Origin of the sequence: Paraburkholderia graminis C4D1M (assembly GCF_000172415.1) — a bacterium.
Taxonomy (GTDB): Bacteria; Pseudomonadota; Gammaproteobacteria; order Burkholderiales; family Burkholderiaceae; genus Paraburkholderia; species Paraburkholderia graminis.
The window spans coordinates 26,358-43,484 of the sequence record NZ_ABLD01000019.1; the positions used below are offsets into that span (position 1 = coordinate 26,358).

Consider the following 17,127-nt stretch of genomic DNA (forward strand, 5'->3'; position numbering starts at 1 on the left):
CGTTTTTCGGGTGTCGCTTTACCCTTCGCGAGCGGCTACCAAGCCAATACAGCGCGATCTGAACGGTCGATTTTTCGGGAGGCTGCGTTCAGCGCGCGTTTTCACACGGGTGCGCCGGGAGACCGGCAAGGAGTAAGTGGTGCAAGTCCACTGCGATGAAGGAATAGCGAACCACATCGGCCCCGAGCCGTGCGCAGGCATCCGCGAGGATGTCGGCGAAGCGTCGGCAGGGGTACGTACAGGCCAGCCATTGAGCCACGATAGAAAAACTGATTCCGGGTGCCGACGCTGTCTGTGTAGCGGAAGGCAAAACGTCTGAGCGCGCAATCGCGAGCGCCCGGATGACCCGGCGTGGTCGTAGAACCTGGCATGTGCGCACGCTCCTTGTTCGGGAACCGGGAGATCTCCAGTCTGGCCTGTCGCAGGATGGACAGGTCCGCATCGGGAAGGCGAGGAGCCGTAAGCGACATTGTCGGCCGTCGTCCGTTGATGCTCGTGGGTTCGCCCGCCATCATGCTCGGGACGTACCCGGCGTTTCATCTGCTCCATCCGCATGACTTCGGTAAGACGGTCGCGGGCCTGTGCCTGATGAGCCTCGCGTTCGCACCGCGTTCGGCCACGGTGCTTTGCGCGATGGCTGAGACCATGCCGACCAAGCTGCGCTATACCGGGCTGTCGGTGAGCCTAAACATTCCGGTCACGCTGCTGGGCGGAACGGCGCCGTTCATTGCGACGTATCTCGTGTCGCGTACGGCGATCTGTATTCGCCGGCGTGGTTCGTGATTGGCGCTGGCCCGTGCACGTTGATGACTGCGTATGCGTATAAGGAGAGGCTGCATAGCGGATTGCGGTGAAGCGCCGGCGGCCTGGCTCGGGAGGCGTTTGTTCCGACAAGGTTCGCGCAGCGCAGTACCTCGCTTAGTGCCCGCCGCTTTCCGCCTGCAACGCTACGGATTTCGAACGAGTTGCCCGCCGTGGACGGCTCACCTCCGTAATCAGCAAAAGCAGCGCGCTGGTTGCGACAAGCGAAACGCCCATCGCGAGCAGTCCTGACGAAAATGAGTTCGTCAACGACCGCACGTAACCGACAATGTACGGTCCGGCAAACGCACCGATGACACCCACGCCGTTGATCGTTCCCGTTAGCGCTCCGGCAACTTCCTGCGGCAGCAGTTCGGTCGCGATCGACCACAGGACGGGCTGCGAGCCGTACAGCATCGCTCCGGCCACCACGAGTAGCGCCATATTCACCGCGAATGCGTTCGAAGCGTAGGTGATCCCGCCCACCGCCAGCGCAATGCCGGCGATCGCGAGCGGTATGGCGCACAGCAGCCGCCGTTCGAGCGTGCGATCCGACCAATACGTGAGCACGGGCATGACGAGCATCGCGAAACCATAAGGGATCGCGGAGAGCCAACCGGTCGTGGCGGAAGAGAGGCCGGGTTGCTGATGGATCACACTCGGCAGCCAGATCACGAAGCCGAGAAAGCCGACATTCCAGAGCAGTATCGACGCCATGAAGATCAGTATCGACGGTCGCCGGATCTGCGAGCCGAACGAAGCGGCCACCTGCGGTCCGCTTTGCAGCGCGCGGGCACGGGTTTCCTGAGCGATGCGTTCTAGAATCCGTTCGCGCTCGCCGGCGTCCAGCCACTTCGCGTTGCGCGGCGAATCCGCGACGCCCCACAGCCACACGGCGACCCACAAAATCGGGAAAATGCCTTCGATGATGAACAGGGTGCGCCAGGATCCGAACTGCAGGATGTAGCCGGCGATCGGTCCGCTCAGCAACGCGGCGAGCGGATAGCACAACTGCCACACCCCGTTTGCCCGGGCGCGCTCGGACGGTGCGAACCAGTTCTTGACGAACAGCAGGAACGTCGGAAATATCCCGCCTTCGAAAAGGCCGATGGCAAAGCGAACGGCCACCAGTTGCGGCGCGGTATGCACCGCGCTCTGCGAGATTTCGGCGATACCCCAAAGCACCATCATCAGGGCGATCATCGGCTTGCCGTATCCGCGATCGGCGATCCAGCCGCAGATCGGCTGCGCGATCCCGTAGCCGACAAACAGCACGCCCGACGCGAAGCCGAGTATCGACGACGTCAAGCCGAGTTCGCCACCCATCGTGGGAATCGCAAAACCGACGTTGGTGCGATCCATGAAGCCGATGATGAACGCGATCATCATCACCGGCAGTAGCCGGAACCATCTCTGTTTCATCTCCGTCTCCTTGAAGTTCCCGACCGCTCAGCGATAGGCTTGCGGGGGGTAAATCATGTGTTCGAATACGCGTGGTTCATGGGCCGGCAGCACCCGGGCGCCGAGCGCGGCAATCCGCCGGAAACTTTCGTCGTAGGCGCGCAGGTCCGTGTGGTTGCCGTTCGGCACCGGCTCGCCGCCGTCTTGCGGCCAGTTCTCGTAGAGCGGAATCAGGTCGCCCGCGACCAGATACGGTCCTTCCTGCGTGTCCACCAGTACGCCTTGGGAGCCGGCGGTATGTCCGGGCAGGCGCAGCACGCGAATGCCGGGCACCACGTCGGCGTCGCCATAGGCCACCTCCATGCGGTCGAGAATGTCCGTCCACGGCGGTACGCGGCCGTGCTGGTTGGTTTCGTAGATCGGCCTCTGGAAGGGCACCGGCCACACCGCCTCTTTCAACTCCGCTTCCTGGACATGAAAGCGCGCATTCGTGAAGAGTCGCGCTCCGCCCACGTGATCGTTGTGCAGATGAGTGAGGATCACGAGTTCGACCGACGCCGGATCGACGCCTTCGCGCGCCAGTCCGTACTGCAACAGATCGTCGATTCCGGCGTCGCTCTCGAGGTAGCACTGCGGTGCGCGTGCGCGCGCGCCTGGGCCGGTATCGACGACGATCGTATGGGTCGCGCTGCGTAGCAGCCACGCAATACACGGTGCATTCAGATGCGCGCCGCCGCAATTCCTGCGGTACAGAAAGCACGAGCGCTCGTGATTGACGATATCGCCACAACGAATGGGCACGATGCTGAATGTCATCTCCAAGACTCCTTGTCCGGCATGGCGGTGTGCGGCGCCAGGCTGTTGCAACCGACTCCTGGTTCGGTGCGTGGATTTATTTACAGCGCGTTCTCAATGATCATCCGCCGATCGCGCCTTGCGTGTTCACATGCACGGCATAAATCGATTGCGACGCGGCCATGAAGAGCCGATTACGCTTTTGCCCGCCGAAACACAGATTTGCGCAGCGTTCCGGCAACGCAATGCGACCGATCATCTTGCCCGCCGGAGAAATCACCATCACGCCGTCCAGTTCGTCGCTGCCCATGCCCCAGCCGCACCAGAGATTGCCGTCGATGTCGGCGCGCATTCCGTCAATGGTCCCAGCGCCTGCATCGTGGAAAATCCGTCCTTTCCCGATGCGGCGGCCATCGGCATGCATGTCGTAGACGTGAATCAGGCGATTGGGCACGCCTCGCGATTCGATGACATACAACAACCGTTCGTCCGGTGAAAAACACAGACCGTTCGGCCCACTCAACTCGCGCGTAACGACTGTCGCCTCGCCCGTCGCGCCGTCGATCCGGTAGACCGAATGCGGCAGTTCCTGCTCGGCCTTATTGCCTTCGTAGTGCCCTGCTATGCCCATGGGCGGATCCGTGAACCAGATCGAGCCGTCCGATTTGACGATCACGTCGTTCGGCGAATTAAGGCGTTTGCCTTCGAAGGAATCCATCAGCACGGTGACGGTGCCGTCGTACTCGGTGCGCGTGACGCGCCGGCCATGCTCGCAGGTGACGAGCCGTCCTTGGCGATCGCGCGTGTTGCCGTTGGCGAACCCGGATGGCTTGCGAAACACGCTGACCGTGCCGGTTTCCTCTTCCCACTTCAGCATCTGATTGTTCGGGATGTCGCTCCACAGCAAATAGCGGCCGTCGCCGAACCAGACCGGTCCTTCCGTCCAGCGATAACCGGTCGCCAGCCGCTCGACCGCGGAGAAGGCGACGCGGTATCTGTCGAACGACGGATCGAGGGAAATGATGCGCGGATCGGGATAGCGATCGGCCTGCTGCCACATGGGTGCCGTCTCCGGTTGCGAGGTATGCGGGGTACGTAGGAAGTCGCAGTATAGTCGAAGAAAGTAAGCGCTTTCTATTGAAATTATCCTGAGTTTCCCCTAGAGTGCCTGAAATTACTGTGTTTTCTATCGGGCGAATACCGCCTTCAATTACTTTGTAGAAAGCGTTTACCGATTCATGTGTCGAACGGCGATTGCCGGCCGGCGCCACCACGAGACTTCCCGAGGCCGTCAGTCATGATCGAGTTGTCCAGCAAGACCGTCAGCGGGCCGGTGATCCGGTTGCACCCCGCCGACAATGTCGTCATCGCGCGCATCGATGTCGCGATCGGTACGCCCGTTCCCAGTGAGGATTTCTGCAGCCGCAGCCAGGTGCCGGCGGGGTATAAGGTCGCGGCCCGTTCGCTCCGGCGCGGCGAGCCGATCCGGAAGTACAACGTGGTGATCGGCTTTGCGGCGACCGATATCGCGGCGGGCACGATCGTGCACGGCCACAACGTCGAGTTCCGCGATTTCGATCGCGACTACGCGTTCGGCGCCGACTTTCGCGCCGTCGATTTCGTTCCGGCCGCGGAGCGCGCAACGTTTCAGGGCATCGTGCGCAGCAACGGCCAGGTGGGCACGCGAAACTATATCGGCGTGCTCTCGACGGTGAACTGTTCGGCCACGGTCGCCCACCGGATCGCCGAGTGGTTCACGGCCGAGCGGCTCGCGGACTATCCGAATGTCGACGGCGTCGTTGCCTTTACCCATTCGACCGGTTGCGGCATGGAGATGAGCGGCGAGCCGATGGCCTTGCTGCGCCGGACGATGGCCGGCTACGCGCGGCATCCGAACCTGGCAGCCGCGTTGATCGTCGGACTAGGTTGCGAGCGCAACCAGCTTCAAGGGCTGCTCGACCAGGAAGACATGGCGCCGGGCCCGCGTCTGCACACGTTCACGATGCAGCAATCGGGCGGCACCAGAAAGACCATCGAAGACGGCATCGAAGCCGTCAAGGCCCTGCTGCCGGAAGCCAACCGCGTGACGCGGACTACCGTCGATGCGAGCCACCTGAAGGTTGGGCTGCAGTGCGGCGGGTCGGATGGGTTTTCGTCGATCACGGCGAACCCTTCGCTCGGCGCGGCAATGGACCTCCTCGTGCGGCACGGCGGCACGGCAATCCTGTCGGAGACCCCGGAGATCTACGGCGTCGAGCATACGTTGACGCGCCGGGCAGCGAGCCGCGAAGTCGGCGAGAAGCTGATAGAGCGCATTCGCTGGTGGAAGGACGAGTACTCGGTGAATCGCGACGTCCAGATCAATGGCCGGGTCAGCCCCGGCAACCAGGTCGGCGGCCTCGCGAACATCTTTGAAAAATCCATCGGTTCCTCGATGAAGGGCGGCACCGGACCATTGATGGAGGTCTATCGATACGCCGAGCCGGTCACGGCGCACGGTCTCGTTTTCATGGACACGCCCGGCTTCGATCCTGTTTCGGCCACGGGCCAGATCGCCGGCGGCGCGAACCTGATCGCCTTTACGACAGGGCGCGGCTCGATGTTCGGCGCGAAGCCGGTGCCGTCGCTGAAACTCGCGACGAATACGCCGATGTATCGGCGCCTGACGGAAGACATGGATCTGAATTGCGGCGGCATTCTCGACGGCGTTGCATCGATCGAAAGCATGGGGCGGGAAATATTCGACGCGCTGCTCAAGGTCGCATCCGGCGAGCGCACGAAAAGCGAACTGCTCGGTCTCGGCGACCATGAGTTCGTGCCGTGGCAAATCGGCATCATGAGCTGAGACGCTGACTCGAGCGCGGCACAGGAGTCGCGCAGCGCCGCCGCCTGATAGCGGCGACCCGAAGCCAATCAGGCGCACGGCAAAGCCACGCGAAAGTGGCGTCGGCGCCTGCAGCAGCACAGGTCCAAATATACGGAGACGACCTTGAGCACCAATGGCACGGCAGTAGCGCCGAGCGCACTCGCGCCCTCGAGCGATTCAATCTATGCAAGGGTGACATGGCGTTTCATGCCGCTCCTGTTCGTCTGCTACGTGGTCGCCTATCTGGACCGCGTGAACGTCGGCTTCGCGAAGCTGCAGATGCTCAACGACCTGCATTTCAGCGAGGCGATGTACGGATTCGGCGCCGGCATTTTCTTTGTCGGCTATTTCTTCTTCGAGGTGCCGAGCAACCTTCTGCTGCACCGCCTCGGCGCGCGGCGCTGGATCGCGCGGATCATGGTCACGTGGGCGGTGATTTCCGCCGCCACTGCGTGGGTCTCGTCGCCGACGATGTTCTACGTGCTGCGCTTCGTGCTCGGCATCGCCGAAGCGGGTTTTTTCCCCGGCCTCGTGCTCTATCTGACGTACTGGTTTCCCGCGCGGCGACGAGGCAGAATGGTTGCCTTCCTGATGTCGGGCAACCCGGTGTCGGGCATTGTCGGCGGACCGCTGTCGGGCTTCATCATGCAGCGGCTGGCCGGTCACGGCGGATTGGCCGGCTGGCAGTGGCTGTTCGTACTCGAAGCGGTGCCCGCGCTCGTGCTCGGCGCCGCGATCTACTTTTTCCTCGACGACCGCGTGAAGAACGCGAAGTGGCTTTCGCAGCACGAGCGGGAATTCATCCAGGGGGAAATCGATGCGGAGACGCGCACCAAGAGCCACGCAACCGTGCGGCAGACGTTCACGTCGCTGAACGTATGGACGCTCTGCGCGATCCTCTTTGGCATCGTCATGGGTTCCTACGCGGTCGGCTTCTGGCAGCCGACCATCATCAAAGGTTCCGGCATCACGGATTCATTTACGATCGGTCTCCTTACCGTGTTGCCCTATGCAACCGCCCTCGTCGCGATGCTGGTTGTCGGCCGTCACGCCGACCGCACGCGTGAGCGCCGCTGGCACGTCGTCGTGCCGCAGATCGTCGCGGCCAGCGGCTTCGTGCTGTGCGCCTACGCGGGGCACGACACGTGGATTGCGCTGCTCGGCCTGACGCTGGCAGCTTCGGGCGTGATTACCGCACTGCCGATGTTCTGGGCGCTGCCGACATCGTTCCTCGGCGGAACCGGCGCGGCGGCGGGCATCGCACTCATCAATTCGACCGGCAATCTGGCCGGCTTTGTCAGCCCGGCGCTGGTCGGCTGGCTGAAGACGCTGACCGGTTCGCTCGACTCGAGCCTGTTCCTGATCGCGGGATCGCTGATCGTTTCGGCGCTGCTCATTCTGGCGCGCATGCCCGCGAGACTGGTCAACCAATAATCGCAACAACGTTTCCACGAAGCACGCGGCGACTCAGGGAAGGCAGCGCCGCGCCAAACTGTAGACGCACGCGCCCGCGAGAGGCGCGGCGTTTTCGCCATCGCAACATCAAGCCAGGAGCCAGGAGGCAGGAGACACATGAACACCGGAAAATACCGCTACGTCGTAGCCGGACTGTTATTCACAGCGGGCGCGATCAACTACATGGACCGTGCCGCGCTCGGCATCGTCGCGCCGATCGTCGGCAAGACGTTGGCGCTTTCACCATCGCAGCTAGGCATTATCTTCAGCAGTTTTTTTGTCGGCTACTCGATTTTCTCGTTCCTGGGCGGCCACTTCTCCGACAAGTGGGGGACGATGCGCGTCTTCACGTGGGCGATGGGTGTCTGGTCGCTGTTCTGCGGACTCACCGCGGCCGCGACTGGTTTCGTTTCGCTGCTGTTATGCCGCGTGTTCTTCGGGATCGGTGAAGGGCCGATGAGCTCCAACACCAATCGTACGATATCGAACTGGTTCCCGCGTCACGAAACCGCGACGATGATCGGTTTCACGTTTTCCGGTCAGACGCTCGGCAACGCGGTCGCGGGGCCGGTGGTGGGGCTGATCGCACTCGGTTATGGCTGGCGCGCGTCGTTTGTCGTGATAGGCGCGCTCGGCTTCGTGTGGCTTGCGTGCTGGCGCTTCTTCGTGACGGACAAGCCCGCCGAAAACCGCCGGGTCGGCGAGAGCGAAGCGAAGCTGATCGACGAGAGCCGCGCGATTGCCGAAGCGCGCAATGTCGAGGACGACGGCATGACGCTGGGCGCGTATCTGCGCCGACCGAGCACGCTGGCGCTGGGCGCCGGGCTTTTTGCGGTCAACTATACGCAATACGTATTCATCTCATGGCTGCCCAGCTATCTCACCAACGAGATGCATCTGGACCTGAAGTCGATGAGCATCATCACGTCGATCCCGTGGATCTGCGGAGCGATTGGTTATTTCGGCGGCGGCCTGCTCGGCGATTTCATCTACAAGCGCATGGACGACCCGGTCAAGGCGCGCAAGCTCGTGGCGACGATTCCGCTTGCGCTGTCGGGTGTCGCGGTGCTGAGCATCACATCCGCCGGTTCGCTGACGGCGGCGGTCGCGTTGATCGCCGCCGCGCTGCTGTTCCTCACGGGCTCGTGTCAGTCGATCTGGGCTATCCAGCACGAAATCCTGCCGCTGCACCGGCAAGGCGGCGTGGGTGGTTTCATCCATTTCCTGAGCAACCTGTCGGGGATCATCGGGCCGGCGCTGACGGGCGTTCTGATCCAGTACTTCGGCGGCTATCACAGCGCGTTCCTGTTCGGAGCAACGATAGATTTCGCCGGCGTGCTCGCCATGCTGCTGTTCATTCATAGCCGTCCCTCCGTGCCGGCGCGCGTGGCCGCGCATTCGCCGAACTGACCCGGCCCTGGTCCCAAACCCGCATGACTTTACTTTTTTCATACCTCATCATGAATCTGGCAAGCACTGAACATTTGCAGACCGCGTATCAGTCGGCGTCGCGGATCGTGTCGGTCGACGCGCGTACGATCCGCGTTCCGCTCGACCGCCATACGGCCTTTTCGAACCGCGTCGTTGCCGCGCGCGATTACACGGTGGTGCGCGTGAAAACCGCCGACGGTCATGAGGGTATCGGCTTCTGTTACAGCGGCAGCCGTGCCGGCATGCTCGTCACGTATGCGGTGCGCGAGTTGTTCGCGCCCATGCTTCGCGATCGTTCGGCACTCGAGGTCGAAGGGCTGTGGCGCGAGATGTATCAGGAGTCGTTGCTGCAGGGGCGGGCGGGATGCGTGATGCGCGCGCTGTCGATCATCGACATTGCGCTGTGGGACCGCAACGCGCGCGCGGCCTGCCTGCCGCTCAGCCGTTACCTCGGTGCGATGTCCGTCGACCGGGTGCCCGCGTACGCGAGCGGTGGCTACTACGTCGACGGCAAGACGCCCGCCCATCTCGGCGAGGAAATGGCGAGCTACGTGGCGTTGGGCTTCCGCGCGGTGAAGATGAAAGTGGGGCGGCTCGACCCGCGCGCGGAGGAGGCGCGCGTGAAAGCGGCGCGCAGCGCGATCGGCGACGACGTGCTGCTGATGCTCGATGCGAACAACGCATGGTCGGATGTGCCCACGGCGCTCGAGCATCTGCGCCGCTACGCCGCCTACGAGCCCTACTGGATCGAGGAGCCGTTCAGCCCCGACGATATAGAAAGCCACGCGCAACTCGCGAGGCGCAGCACCGTGACGGTGGCGACCGGTGAAATCGAAGCGGGCCGCTGGCGGCATCAGGAATTGCTCGACAAACGCGCGGCAATGATCCTGCAGTCCGACGCGGCGGTGTGCGGCGGCATCAGCGAGTGGCGGCGGATCGCGGCGGCGGCCGCCGCCGCGGGCGTGACGATGTGTCCGCACTGGTTCCACGACCTGCACGTGCATCTGGTCGCGTCGACGGCGAACGCGCGCTACGTCGAATATTTTCCTGACGATCAGGTGCTGAACTTCCGGCGTCTCGTCGACACGCAACTGGAGTTCGCGGACGGCATGCTGAAAGTACCGACCGGCGCCGGGCTCGGCTTCCGTTTCGACGATACCGCGCTGGAGCGGTACGCAATCGACGCGTGGGGTTGATACAGCGCGCCTCATCACCACGTTCGTCGTCGCACAAGCCTGGAGAAAGAAACGGACGCACGACGCGTCCGTTTCTTTTGCTGATTCGGCCAACGCGCTTCAGGCGAGCGCGGCCTCGATGCCCGGCATGGCGAAATGCGCGTTCGCCAGCGCGTCCTTCAATGCCGCGCGCTGCTCGTCGTTGAGCGCGACGAGCGGCGGCCTGACCACGCCCCAGCCTTCATCCTGCGAATAGATGCCGAGCGCCCCTTTTAACGCGGGGATCATCGGGAACTTCGCGAACACGGCACGGATCGCGTCGAGCGCCTGCTGCCGCGCGTCGGCATCGGCGGCTTGCCAGTCGCGGTACAGATCGACGATCGCGGCGGGATTCACATTGCCTGTCGCGGTGATGCAGCCGGCGCCGCCGCCGCGCATGGTCGCGAGCAGGAAGGTCTCGTTTCCGGCGAACACGTCGAAGCCCTGCGGCTGAAAGCGTTCGAGCATCGCCTGCGTGTGGTCCCAGTCGCCGCCGCTGTCCTTCACACCCGCGATGATGCGTGGATACGCCTTCAGCAAACGGTCGATCAGCGGCAGACCGAGCGCTACCTGGGACACCTGCGGAATGTGATAGACGTAGATACGCAATGCGTCCGAGCCGACCCGTTCGATGATCTCGGCATAGCTGCGAAAAATGCCGTCGTCGCTGACGCCCTTGTAGTAGAACGGCGGCAGCATCAGCACGTGGCGGCAGCCCGATGCGATCGCGTGCCGGGTTAGTTCGACCGAATCGGTCAATGCCGAGCAGCCCGTGCCCGGCATCATGCGTTCGACCGGCAGGCCCGCCGACACCAGCGTGTCGAGCAGGCGTTTTTTTTCGTCGACCGACAGCGAGTTCGCCTCGGAATTCGTACCGAAGACGGCCAATCCCACGTCCTGTTCGATGAGCCAGCGGCAGTGGCGCAAGAAGCGGTCGTGATCGGGCTGCAGATCGTTGCTGAACGGCGTGACGACGGGCGAATAGACGCCGCGTGGCCGGCTGGCTGGATTCATGGGTTGATCCTCCTGAACGGATGGGCGCGGTGTCAGACCGCGCGGTGTTGAGACTGAGGGCGCGATTCGAGCGCTTCGGGGTTGACACAGGTCGCAGTGTGGCGGCCCTGGAGTGCGTCGAGCAGATTCAGCGCGGCACGGTGAGCCATCGCTTCGCGGGTCTGCCGGGTGGCTGAACCGATGTGCGGCACGAACGTCACGTTCGGCAGCGCGAAAAGCGGTGAATCGGCGGGAAGCGGCTCGCGTTCGAACACGTCGAGGCCTGCGCCGAGAAGGCGGCCTTCACGCAGCGCATCGGTCAGCGCGGTTTCGTCGAGCACCTGGCCGCGCGCGCAGTTGATCAGGATCGCGCTGGGCTTCATCAGGCGCAGTTCGGCTGCGCCGATCAGTTTCACGGTCGCGGCGGACAGCGGCACGAGCACACACACGAAGTCGGCCTCGCCAAGCAGCTCCGGCAGCGGGCACCACTGCGCGCCGTACGCCTGTTCCGCGGCGGGATGGCGCGAGCGGTTCGAATACAGCACGTTCATGCCGAAGCCGAGAGCCGCGCGACGGGCCACCGCGGCGCCGATACGACCCAGGCCGACAATGCCAAGTGTTTTGTGATGCACGTCGACGCCGAACTGCGCCGGCCCCGACGACGCGCGCCATTCGCCGCGCCGTGTCCATGCATCCAGCTCCGCGACGCGGCGTGCGGCGGCGAGCATCAACGCCAATACGAGGTCCGCTGTGGTTTCGGTCACTTCGTCTGGGGTGTTGCACAGCACGATGCCGCGGCGCGTGAGTTCGGCGACATCGAAATCGTCGTAGCCGGCGGAGACGGTCGAGACGGCCTCGAGCACCGGCGCGCCGTCGAGCAGTTCAGCGCCCAGCTTGAGCTTGTTGCCGATCGCGCCGTGGGCGCCAGCCAGCGCCTCGCAGAAGGCGGCACGGTCGGCGTCGGCGTCCACGAATGTGACGTCGAACTGGGCTTCGAGAATCCGCACAGCGGCGGCGGGCAACTTTCGGTACGCAACGATGCGTTTCCTCATCAGGACATCCTTGAGAACGGAAGGGCGATGGTTCGGCGCACTCGTTGAAATTTTAGAAAGCGCTTACTTGCGGCTCACTATAAGTCCCGATAGAATCATCGTCAATATTATTGATAATTTGATCGAGGACGACGGCATGGGTGAGAACAGCAAATCCAGCGGCTTGCGCAAGGGGCTGACCAACTACGGCGACGAAGGCTTTTCGCTGTTCCTGCGTAAGGCGTTCATCAAGGGCGCCGGCTATACGGACGACGCGCTGTCGCGCCCGATCGTCGCCATCGCCAACACGGGGAGCGCGTACAACCCGTGCCATGGCAACGCGCCGCAACTGGTGGAGGCGATCAAGCGCGGCGTGATGCTGGCGGGCGGCCTTCCCGTCGAATTTCCGACAATCTCGATCGCCGAGAGCTTTTCGCATCCGACCAGCATGTATCTGCGCAATCTGATGTCGATGGATACGGAGGAGATGATCCGCGCGCAGCCAATGGATGCGGTCGTGCTGATCGGCGGCTGCGACAAGACGGTGCCCGCGCAACTGATGGGCGCGGCGGCGGCCAACGTGCCGGCAATCCAGCTCGTGACGGGCGCCATGCTGACCGGTTCGCATCGTGGCGAGCGCGTGGGCGCGTGCACGGACTGCCGCCGTTTCTGGGCCAGCTTTCGCGGCGACCAGATCGACGCAGCCGAGATCGATGCGGTGAACAACCAGTTGGTGGCGACCGTCGGCACCTGCTCGGTGATGGGCACTGCGAGCACGATGGCCTGCATTGCGGAGGCGCTGGGCATCATGCTGCCGGGCGGCGCGTCGCCGCCTGCCGTGAGCGCTGACCGGATCCGCATTGCCGAGCGCACCGGCGCGCAGGCAGTGGCGATGATCGGCGCGAACCTGACGCCCGCCAGAATCCTGACGCCGAAGGCAATTGAAAACGCGCTGCGCGTGCTGCTGGCGATCGGTGGCTCGACGAACGGCATCATCCATCTGACCGCGATCGCGGGCCGGCTCGGCATCAAGATCGATCTCGCCGCACTCGACCGCTTTGCGCGCGAGACGCCGGTGCTGGTGGACCTGAAGCCGTCAGGCCAGCATTACATGGAGGATCTGCATCGCGCGGGCGGCCTCAACACGGTGATGCGCGAAATGAAGGCGCTGTTGCATCTGGACGCGCTGACGGTGACCGGCCGCACCCTTGGCGAGGAACTCGACGCGGCGCCGCCGGGCTTTGCGCAAGACGTCGTGCGGCCGTGCAGCAAGCCGATTTTTCCGCAGGGCGGCATCGCCGTGCTGCAGGGCAACCTCGCGCCCGGCGGCGCCATCATCAAGCAGTCGGCCGCCAATCCCTCGTTGATGGAGCACGAAGGGCGCGCGGTCGTGTTCGAGAATGCCGAGGATCTCGCGCGCCGCATAGACGATCCGGACCTCGACGTCGAAGCGCACGACGTGCTCGTGCTCAAGCAGATCGGGCCGGTCGGCGCGCCGGGCATGCCCGAGGCGGGCTATATCCCGATTCCGCGCAAGCTCGGTAGGTTCGGCGTGAAAGACATGGTGCGCATCTCCGACGGCCGCATGAGCGGCACGGCGTCGGGCACGGTCGTGTTGCACGTCACGCCCGAGGCGGCGATAGGCGGACCGCTTGCCATCGTTCGCACGGGCGACCGAATCCGTTTGAGTGTGGCGAAACGATCCATCGAATTGCTGGTCAACGGTGAAGAGATCGCGGCGCGGCTCGCCGCGCTACCGCCGCGCGAAGTCGATCCCGAGGAGCGCGGCTATCGCAAGCTCTTCCTGACGACCATCACGCAGGCCGACGAAGGCTGTGACTTCGACTTCCTCAAAGCGGTCAGGACCGTCGCCACGGTGCCGGGGGACGGGACTTGAAACCAGCGCCGCGTGGTGCGTGTTTTGCGCTACGATCTGCCGTTTTGGCCACTGACTGGACGTCTCCGGTATGAGCAACGCTGTTACGATGAAACTCGCGAAGGCGAGCGGCGCCGCGATTCGCGACCGCAACACCGACGAAACGATGCGCCGGGTCGCGGATCATCTCGAAGAGCAGATCGTGCTCGGCGTGCTGCATCCGCGCGAGCGGCTTGTCGAAGACGATCTGTGCGAGCGCTTCGGCCTGAAGCGGCACGTCGCACGCCAGATGCTGGGCGAGCTGGAGCGGCGCGGTCTCGTCGAGCGGCGCCGCCATGTGGGCGCACTGGTGAAGTCGTTCAGCGCGCGTGAAGTGACGGAACTGTATGCGTTGCGCGAACTGCTCGAGAGCGACGCGGCAGGCCGGATCCTGTTTCCCGTCGAAGCCCCGAAACTCGCCGAACTTGAAGCGATCCAGGCAAGGCACGATGTCGCGGCGATCGCGGGCGATCTGCGCGCCGTGTTCCCGCGTGAACATGGCGTTTCACCGGGCTTTCTTTGCGTTGTCGGGCAACCAGGTGCTGGTGGACGCGATTCACGAATACGAACGGCGCACACACGCGATCCGTTCCGTGTCGATCGTGTTCCCGCAGTACCTTCAAAAAGCGCGTGCCGAGCATCATCAGATGATCGACGCGTTGCTGCGCAGCGATCGAGAACATCTGATCCAGTTATGCCGCGAACATCTCGTGCCGTCGCGCGATGCGTATCTCGACGCGCATCACCAGCGCTCGCTGGCGGCTGCGGCATACGGGTCAACGGCTTCGAATGGAGACATCGAATGAAACGGGTATTGATCACCGGCGCAGCCGGCCATATCGGCAGGGCGTTGCGTGCGGGTCTGCGCGGGCAGTATCAGTTGCGCCTCGCCGACATCGTGCCGCAGGCTCCCGCGGGCGAAGGCGAGGAAGTCCTCAGTGCCGACATCACGCGGCTCGCGGAGTTGCTGCCGGTCATGCAGGGCGTGGATGTCGTGGTGCATCTCGCCGGCGTTCCCGACGAGGATCGCTGGGAAAAGGTCCGCGACCTGAATATCGAAGGCTGCTACAACGTGTTCGAGGCTGCACGGCAAGCCGGCGTGAAGCGTGTCGTCTTCGCCAGTTCGAATCACGCGGTGGGATTTCACCGGCGCGACCGGATGATCGACGATACGGTCGCGCCGCGTCCGGATAGCCGTTACGGCGTCTCGAAGGTATTCGGCGAAGCGCTTGGGCGAATGTATGCCGACAAACACGGCTTGTCGGTGGCGTGCATGCGGATCGGCTCGTTCCGTCCGGACGATACGCCGACCGAGCCGCGCCATCTGTTCACCTGGATCAGTCACCGCGACACGGTGCAACTGACGAAGCGCTGCATCGACTATCCCGACTACCACTTCCTGATCGTATACGGCGTGTCCGGCAATGCGCGTAACCGGTGGGACAACGCCAACCTTCGCCGGCTCGGCTACGCGCCGCAGGATGACGCGGAACTGCACGCCGCGCGGATCGCGTCGTCCGGCAAAGAAGAGGATCCGCGAGAAGCGCTTTTTCACGGCGGCTTCGGTTGCCTGGTGGAATTCGACGGCGATCCGCAACTGATCGACTAGCCGGAGTCCACCGTCCGGCCGTGTTCGCCATAGTCTTTTGCGCCGAGTTATAGTACGCAGCAGATGAGGGGTGCAATCGTGCGCCTCGCGAACGGGCAGGGTGCAAGTTGACCACAGAGACAAGGAAGAGGGCGCCGCGCCGCAAGTCGAACGCGGTGTCCGTGATGGATGTCGCGCGCGCGGCCGGCGTTTCGACCGCGACGGTCTCGCGCGTGTTGAACGGCAACGCAACGGTCGCCGTCGAACTCCAGAACCGGGTGCGCGAGATCGCGCAAAAACTCGGCTATACGCCGCACGCGGCGGCGCGTGCACTTGCCTCGCAACGCTCGAAGACGATTGGCGCGGTGATACCGTCGCTTGAAAACCAGAACTTCGCGCTCGGCGTTTTCGCGTTGCAAAAACGCATTGGTGAGGCGGGCTACACGCTGCTGCTGGGATGTTCATACTACGACCAGCAGGATGAACTTAAGCAGGTGCGCGCGTTGATCGCCGACGGTATCGCGGGGCTGATGCTCGTCGGCCGCAATCATTCGCCGGCGCTCTATGAGCTGATCGAAAAGGAACAGATTCCACTCGTTAACGGGTGGACCGTCGATCACGATCATCCGTATGTCGGCTTCGACAATGTGGCGGTCGGCCGGCGCATCGCCGAGTATCTGCTCGATCTCGGGCACGTCCGCTTCGGCATGATCACGCAGATGACACAGCACAGCGATCGTGCCGCCGACCGAATTGTCGGCGTGCGCGCCGCGCTGCAGTCGCGCGGGCTGCAACTGCGGCATGAGCATGTGATCGAGATGCCGCACAGGATCATCGAAGGGACGGTGGCGATGAAGGTACTCATGCAGGGTCCGGAGCGGCCGACGGCCGTCATCTGCGGCACCGATCTGCTTGCAATCGGCGCGCTCGCCGAAGCACACGAGGCTGGTATCGATGTCCCGGGCGAACTGTCGATCGCGGGCATCAACGATATCGAATTTTCCAGCTTCACAACGCCGCCTCTGACAACCATGCGACTCGCGGCTGACGAGATCGGCGCGCGCAGCGCCGATTATCTGCTCGCCCGGATAGAAGGTCGGCCGGTCAGCGCGCAGAACATCGTACCCACCGATCTGATCGTGCGCGGCACGACGGCGCGCCCACGCAAGAGCTAGCTTTCGCCTTCCCCTGCCGCTATCCGGTGTTGGTGTTCACAAATGCCGCTAGCCATGTTCACAGGAATGCTAGCGGCCAAAACGCCGGATGGCTTGCTGCGTAAGGCGGTGCGTGCGGTCAGCGCCATTCGACGCCTGTAGCGACGGTACAACGATCATAATGATCCTTGCTCAGTAACACTGCTAGCGCGGCATCGGTGGTGGATATTAAGTCTCACGGTCGACGCGATCCGAAAGGCACTTTTCATGGGTGGAGTTCAGTATGGTTACCGCCCGCATGCTGTCAGGAAGCGCTTTCGCGGTTTCTAACTTGGTTTAAGGAGCTGTAACTTTAGCTCTTGTGCAAGGAGCTATTTTGATTGGCACGTAGGGTAGTGTTTGGCCGCGGCCAGTTTCCGCGAGACGTTTCCTGTTCGAAAAGCGGTGCTGTGGCCGCAACGTTTAGCGCGATGCTCGAAATGA

The 17,127-nt window shown here is 63.4% G+C and carries 14 protein-coding genes and 1 pseudogene; 10 read left to right on the forward strand and 5 right to left on the reverse strand.

All coding sequences use genetic code 11. The annotated features are described in order from the left end of the window. The first annotated feature begins 426 nt into the window (after window positions 1-426). A complete protein-coding gene (locus BGRAMDRAFT_RS24155; protein ID WP_232292350.1) occupies window positions 427-783 on the forward strand; it encodes an MFS transporter in 357 nt (118 codons plus the stop codon). A gap of 135 nt (window positions 784-918) precedes the next feature. On the opposite strand, the gene BGRAMDRAFT_RS24160 is transcribed toward BGRAMDRAFT_RS24155, so the two are convergent. From BGRAMDRAFT_RS24160 to BGRAMDRAFT_RS24170, 3 genes are all read right to left on the reverse strand, one after another. Then, window positions 919-2,223 (reverse strand): MFS transporter, encoded by a 1,305-nt coding sequence (locus BGRAMDRAFT_RS24160; protein WP_006051487.1) that lies wholly within the window; start codon window positions 2,221-2,223, stop codon window positions 919-921. A gap of 27 nt (window positions 2,224-2,250) precedes the next feature. Next, on the reverse strand, window positions 2,251-3,018 hold the full coding sequence (locus tag BGRAMDRAFT_RS33295) for an N-acyl homoserine lactonase family protein (RefSeq protein ID WP_006051488.1): 768 nt from the start codon (window positions 3,016-3,018) through the stop codon (window positions 2,251-2,253). 100 nt (window positions 3,019-3,118) lie between these two features. Continuing rightward, a complete protein-coding gene (locus BGRAMDRAFT_RS24170; protein ID WP_006051489.1) occupies window positions 3,119-4,057 on the reverse strand; it encodes an SMP-30/gluconolactonase/LRE family protein in 939 nt (312 codons plus the stop codon). 237 nt (window positions 4,058-4,294) lie between these two features. Here BGRAMDRAFT_RS24170 and BGRAMDRAFT_RS24175 point away from each other — a divergent pair, with 237 nt between their 5' ends. The 4 genes from BGRAMDRAFT_RS24175 to BGRAMDRAFT_RS24190 all read left to right on the forward strand — a co-directional run bounded on the left by BGRAMDRAFT_RS24175 (window position 4,295) and on the right by BGRAMDRAFT_RS24190 (window position 9,945). Then, on the forward strand, window positions 4,295-5,842 hold the full coding sequence (locus tag BGRAMDRAFT_RS24175; RefSeq protein ID WP_006051490.1) for a UxaA family hydrolase: 1,548 nt from the start codon (window positions 4,295-4,297) through the stop codon (window positions 5,840-5,842). Window positions 5,843-5,986: 144 nt separating this feature from the next. Next, the gene (locus BGRAMDRAFT_RS24180) at window positions 5,987-7,297 is read left to right on the forward strand and encodes an MFS transporter (RefSeq protein WP_006051491.1); all 1,311 of its coding nucleotides are present in this window, start codon (window positions 5,987-5,989) and stop codon (window positions 7,295-7,297) included. 138 nt (window positions 7,298-7,435) lie between these two features. Further along, window positions 7,436-8,728: an MFS transporter gene (locus BGRAMDRAFT_RS24185; protein WP_006051492.1), complete on the forward strand. Its 1,293-nt coding sequence runs from the start codon at window positions 7,436-7,438 to the stop codon at window positions 8,726-8,728. Window positions 8,729-8,778: 50 nt separating this feature from the next. Continuing rightward, a complete protein-coding gene (locus BGRAMDRAFT_RS24190; protein ID WP_044021828.1) occupies window positions 8,779-9,945 on the forward strand; it encodes a mandelate racemase/muconate lactonizing enzyme family protein in 1,167 nt (388 codons plus the stop codon). 99 nt (window positions 9,946-10,044) lie between these two features. Here BGRAMDRAFT_RS24190 and BGRAMDRAFT_RS24195 read toward each other — a convergent pair whose 3' ends face one another. Both BGRAMDRAFT_RS24195 and BGRAMDRAFT_RS24200 read right to left on the reverse strand, forming a co-directional pair. Continuing rightward, on the reverse strand, window positions 10,045-10,977 hold the full coding sequence (locus tag BGRAMDRAFT_RS24195) for a dihydrodipicolinate synthase family protein (protein ID WP_006051494.1): 933 nt from the start codon (window positions 10,975-10,977) through the stop codon (window positions 10,045-10,047). A gap of 32 nt (window positions 10,978-11,009) precedes the next feature. Next, a complete protein-coding gene (locus BGRAMDRAFT_RS24200) occupies window positions 11,010-12,008 on the reverse strand; it encodes a 2-hydroxyacid dehydrogenase (RefSeq protein WP_006051495.1) in 999 nt (332 codons plus the stop codon). Between the two features lie 136 nt (window positions 12,009-12,144). Here BGRAMDRAFT_RS24200 and BGRAMDRAFT_RS24205 point away from each other — a divergent pair, with 136 nt between their 5' ends. The 5 genes and pseudogenes from BGRAMDRAFT_RS24205 to BGRAMDRAFT_RS24220 all read left to right on the forward strand — a co-directional run bounded on the left by BGRAMDRAFT_RS24205 (window position 12,145) and on the right by BGRAMDRAFT_RS24220 (window position 16,665). Then, complete coding sequence (locus BGRAMDRAFT_RS24205; RefSeq protein WP_006051496.1) at window positions 12,145-13,884, forward strand: IlvD/Edd family dehydratase; 1,740 nt, start codon at window positions 12,145-12,147, stop codon at window positions 13,882-13,884. 145 nt (window positions 13,885-14,029) lie between these two features. Continuing rightward, window positions 14,030-14,155, forward strand: a pseudogene (locus BGRAMDRAFT_RS35550) (GntR family transcriptional regulator); the annotation flags it as partial. A gap of 244 nt (window positions 14,156-14,399) precedes the next feature. After that, window positions 14,400-14,708 (forward strand): FCD domain-containing protein, encoded by a 309-nt coding sequence (locus tag BGRAMDRAFT_RS35555; protein ID WP_232292360.1) that lies wholly within the window; start codon window positions 14,400-14,402, stop codon window positions 14,706-14,708. Next, window positions 14,705-15,511: an NAD-dependent epimerase/dehydratase family protein gene (locus BGRAMDRAFT_RS24215; RefSeq protein WP_006051498.1), complete on the forward strand. Its 807-nt coding sequence runs from the start codon at window positions 14,705-14,707 to the stop codon at window positions 15,509-15,511. Before BGRAMDRAFT_RS35555 ends, BGRAMDRAFT_RS24215 begins: the two co-directional genes overlap by 4 nt. 164 nt (window positions 15,512-15,675) lie before the next feature. Continuing rightward, on the forward strand, window positions 15,676-16,665 hold the full coding sequence (locus BGRAMDRAFT_RS24220; RefSeq protein ID WP_006051499.1) for a LacI family DNA-binding transcriptional regulator: 990 nt from the start codon (window positions 15,676-15,678) through the stop codon (window positions 16,663-16,665). The last annotated feature ends 462 nt before the right edge of the window (window positions 16,666-17,127 follow it).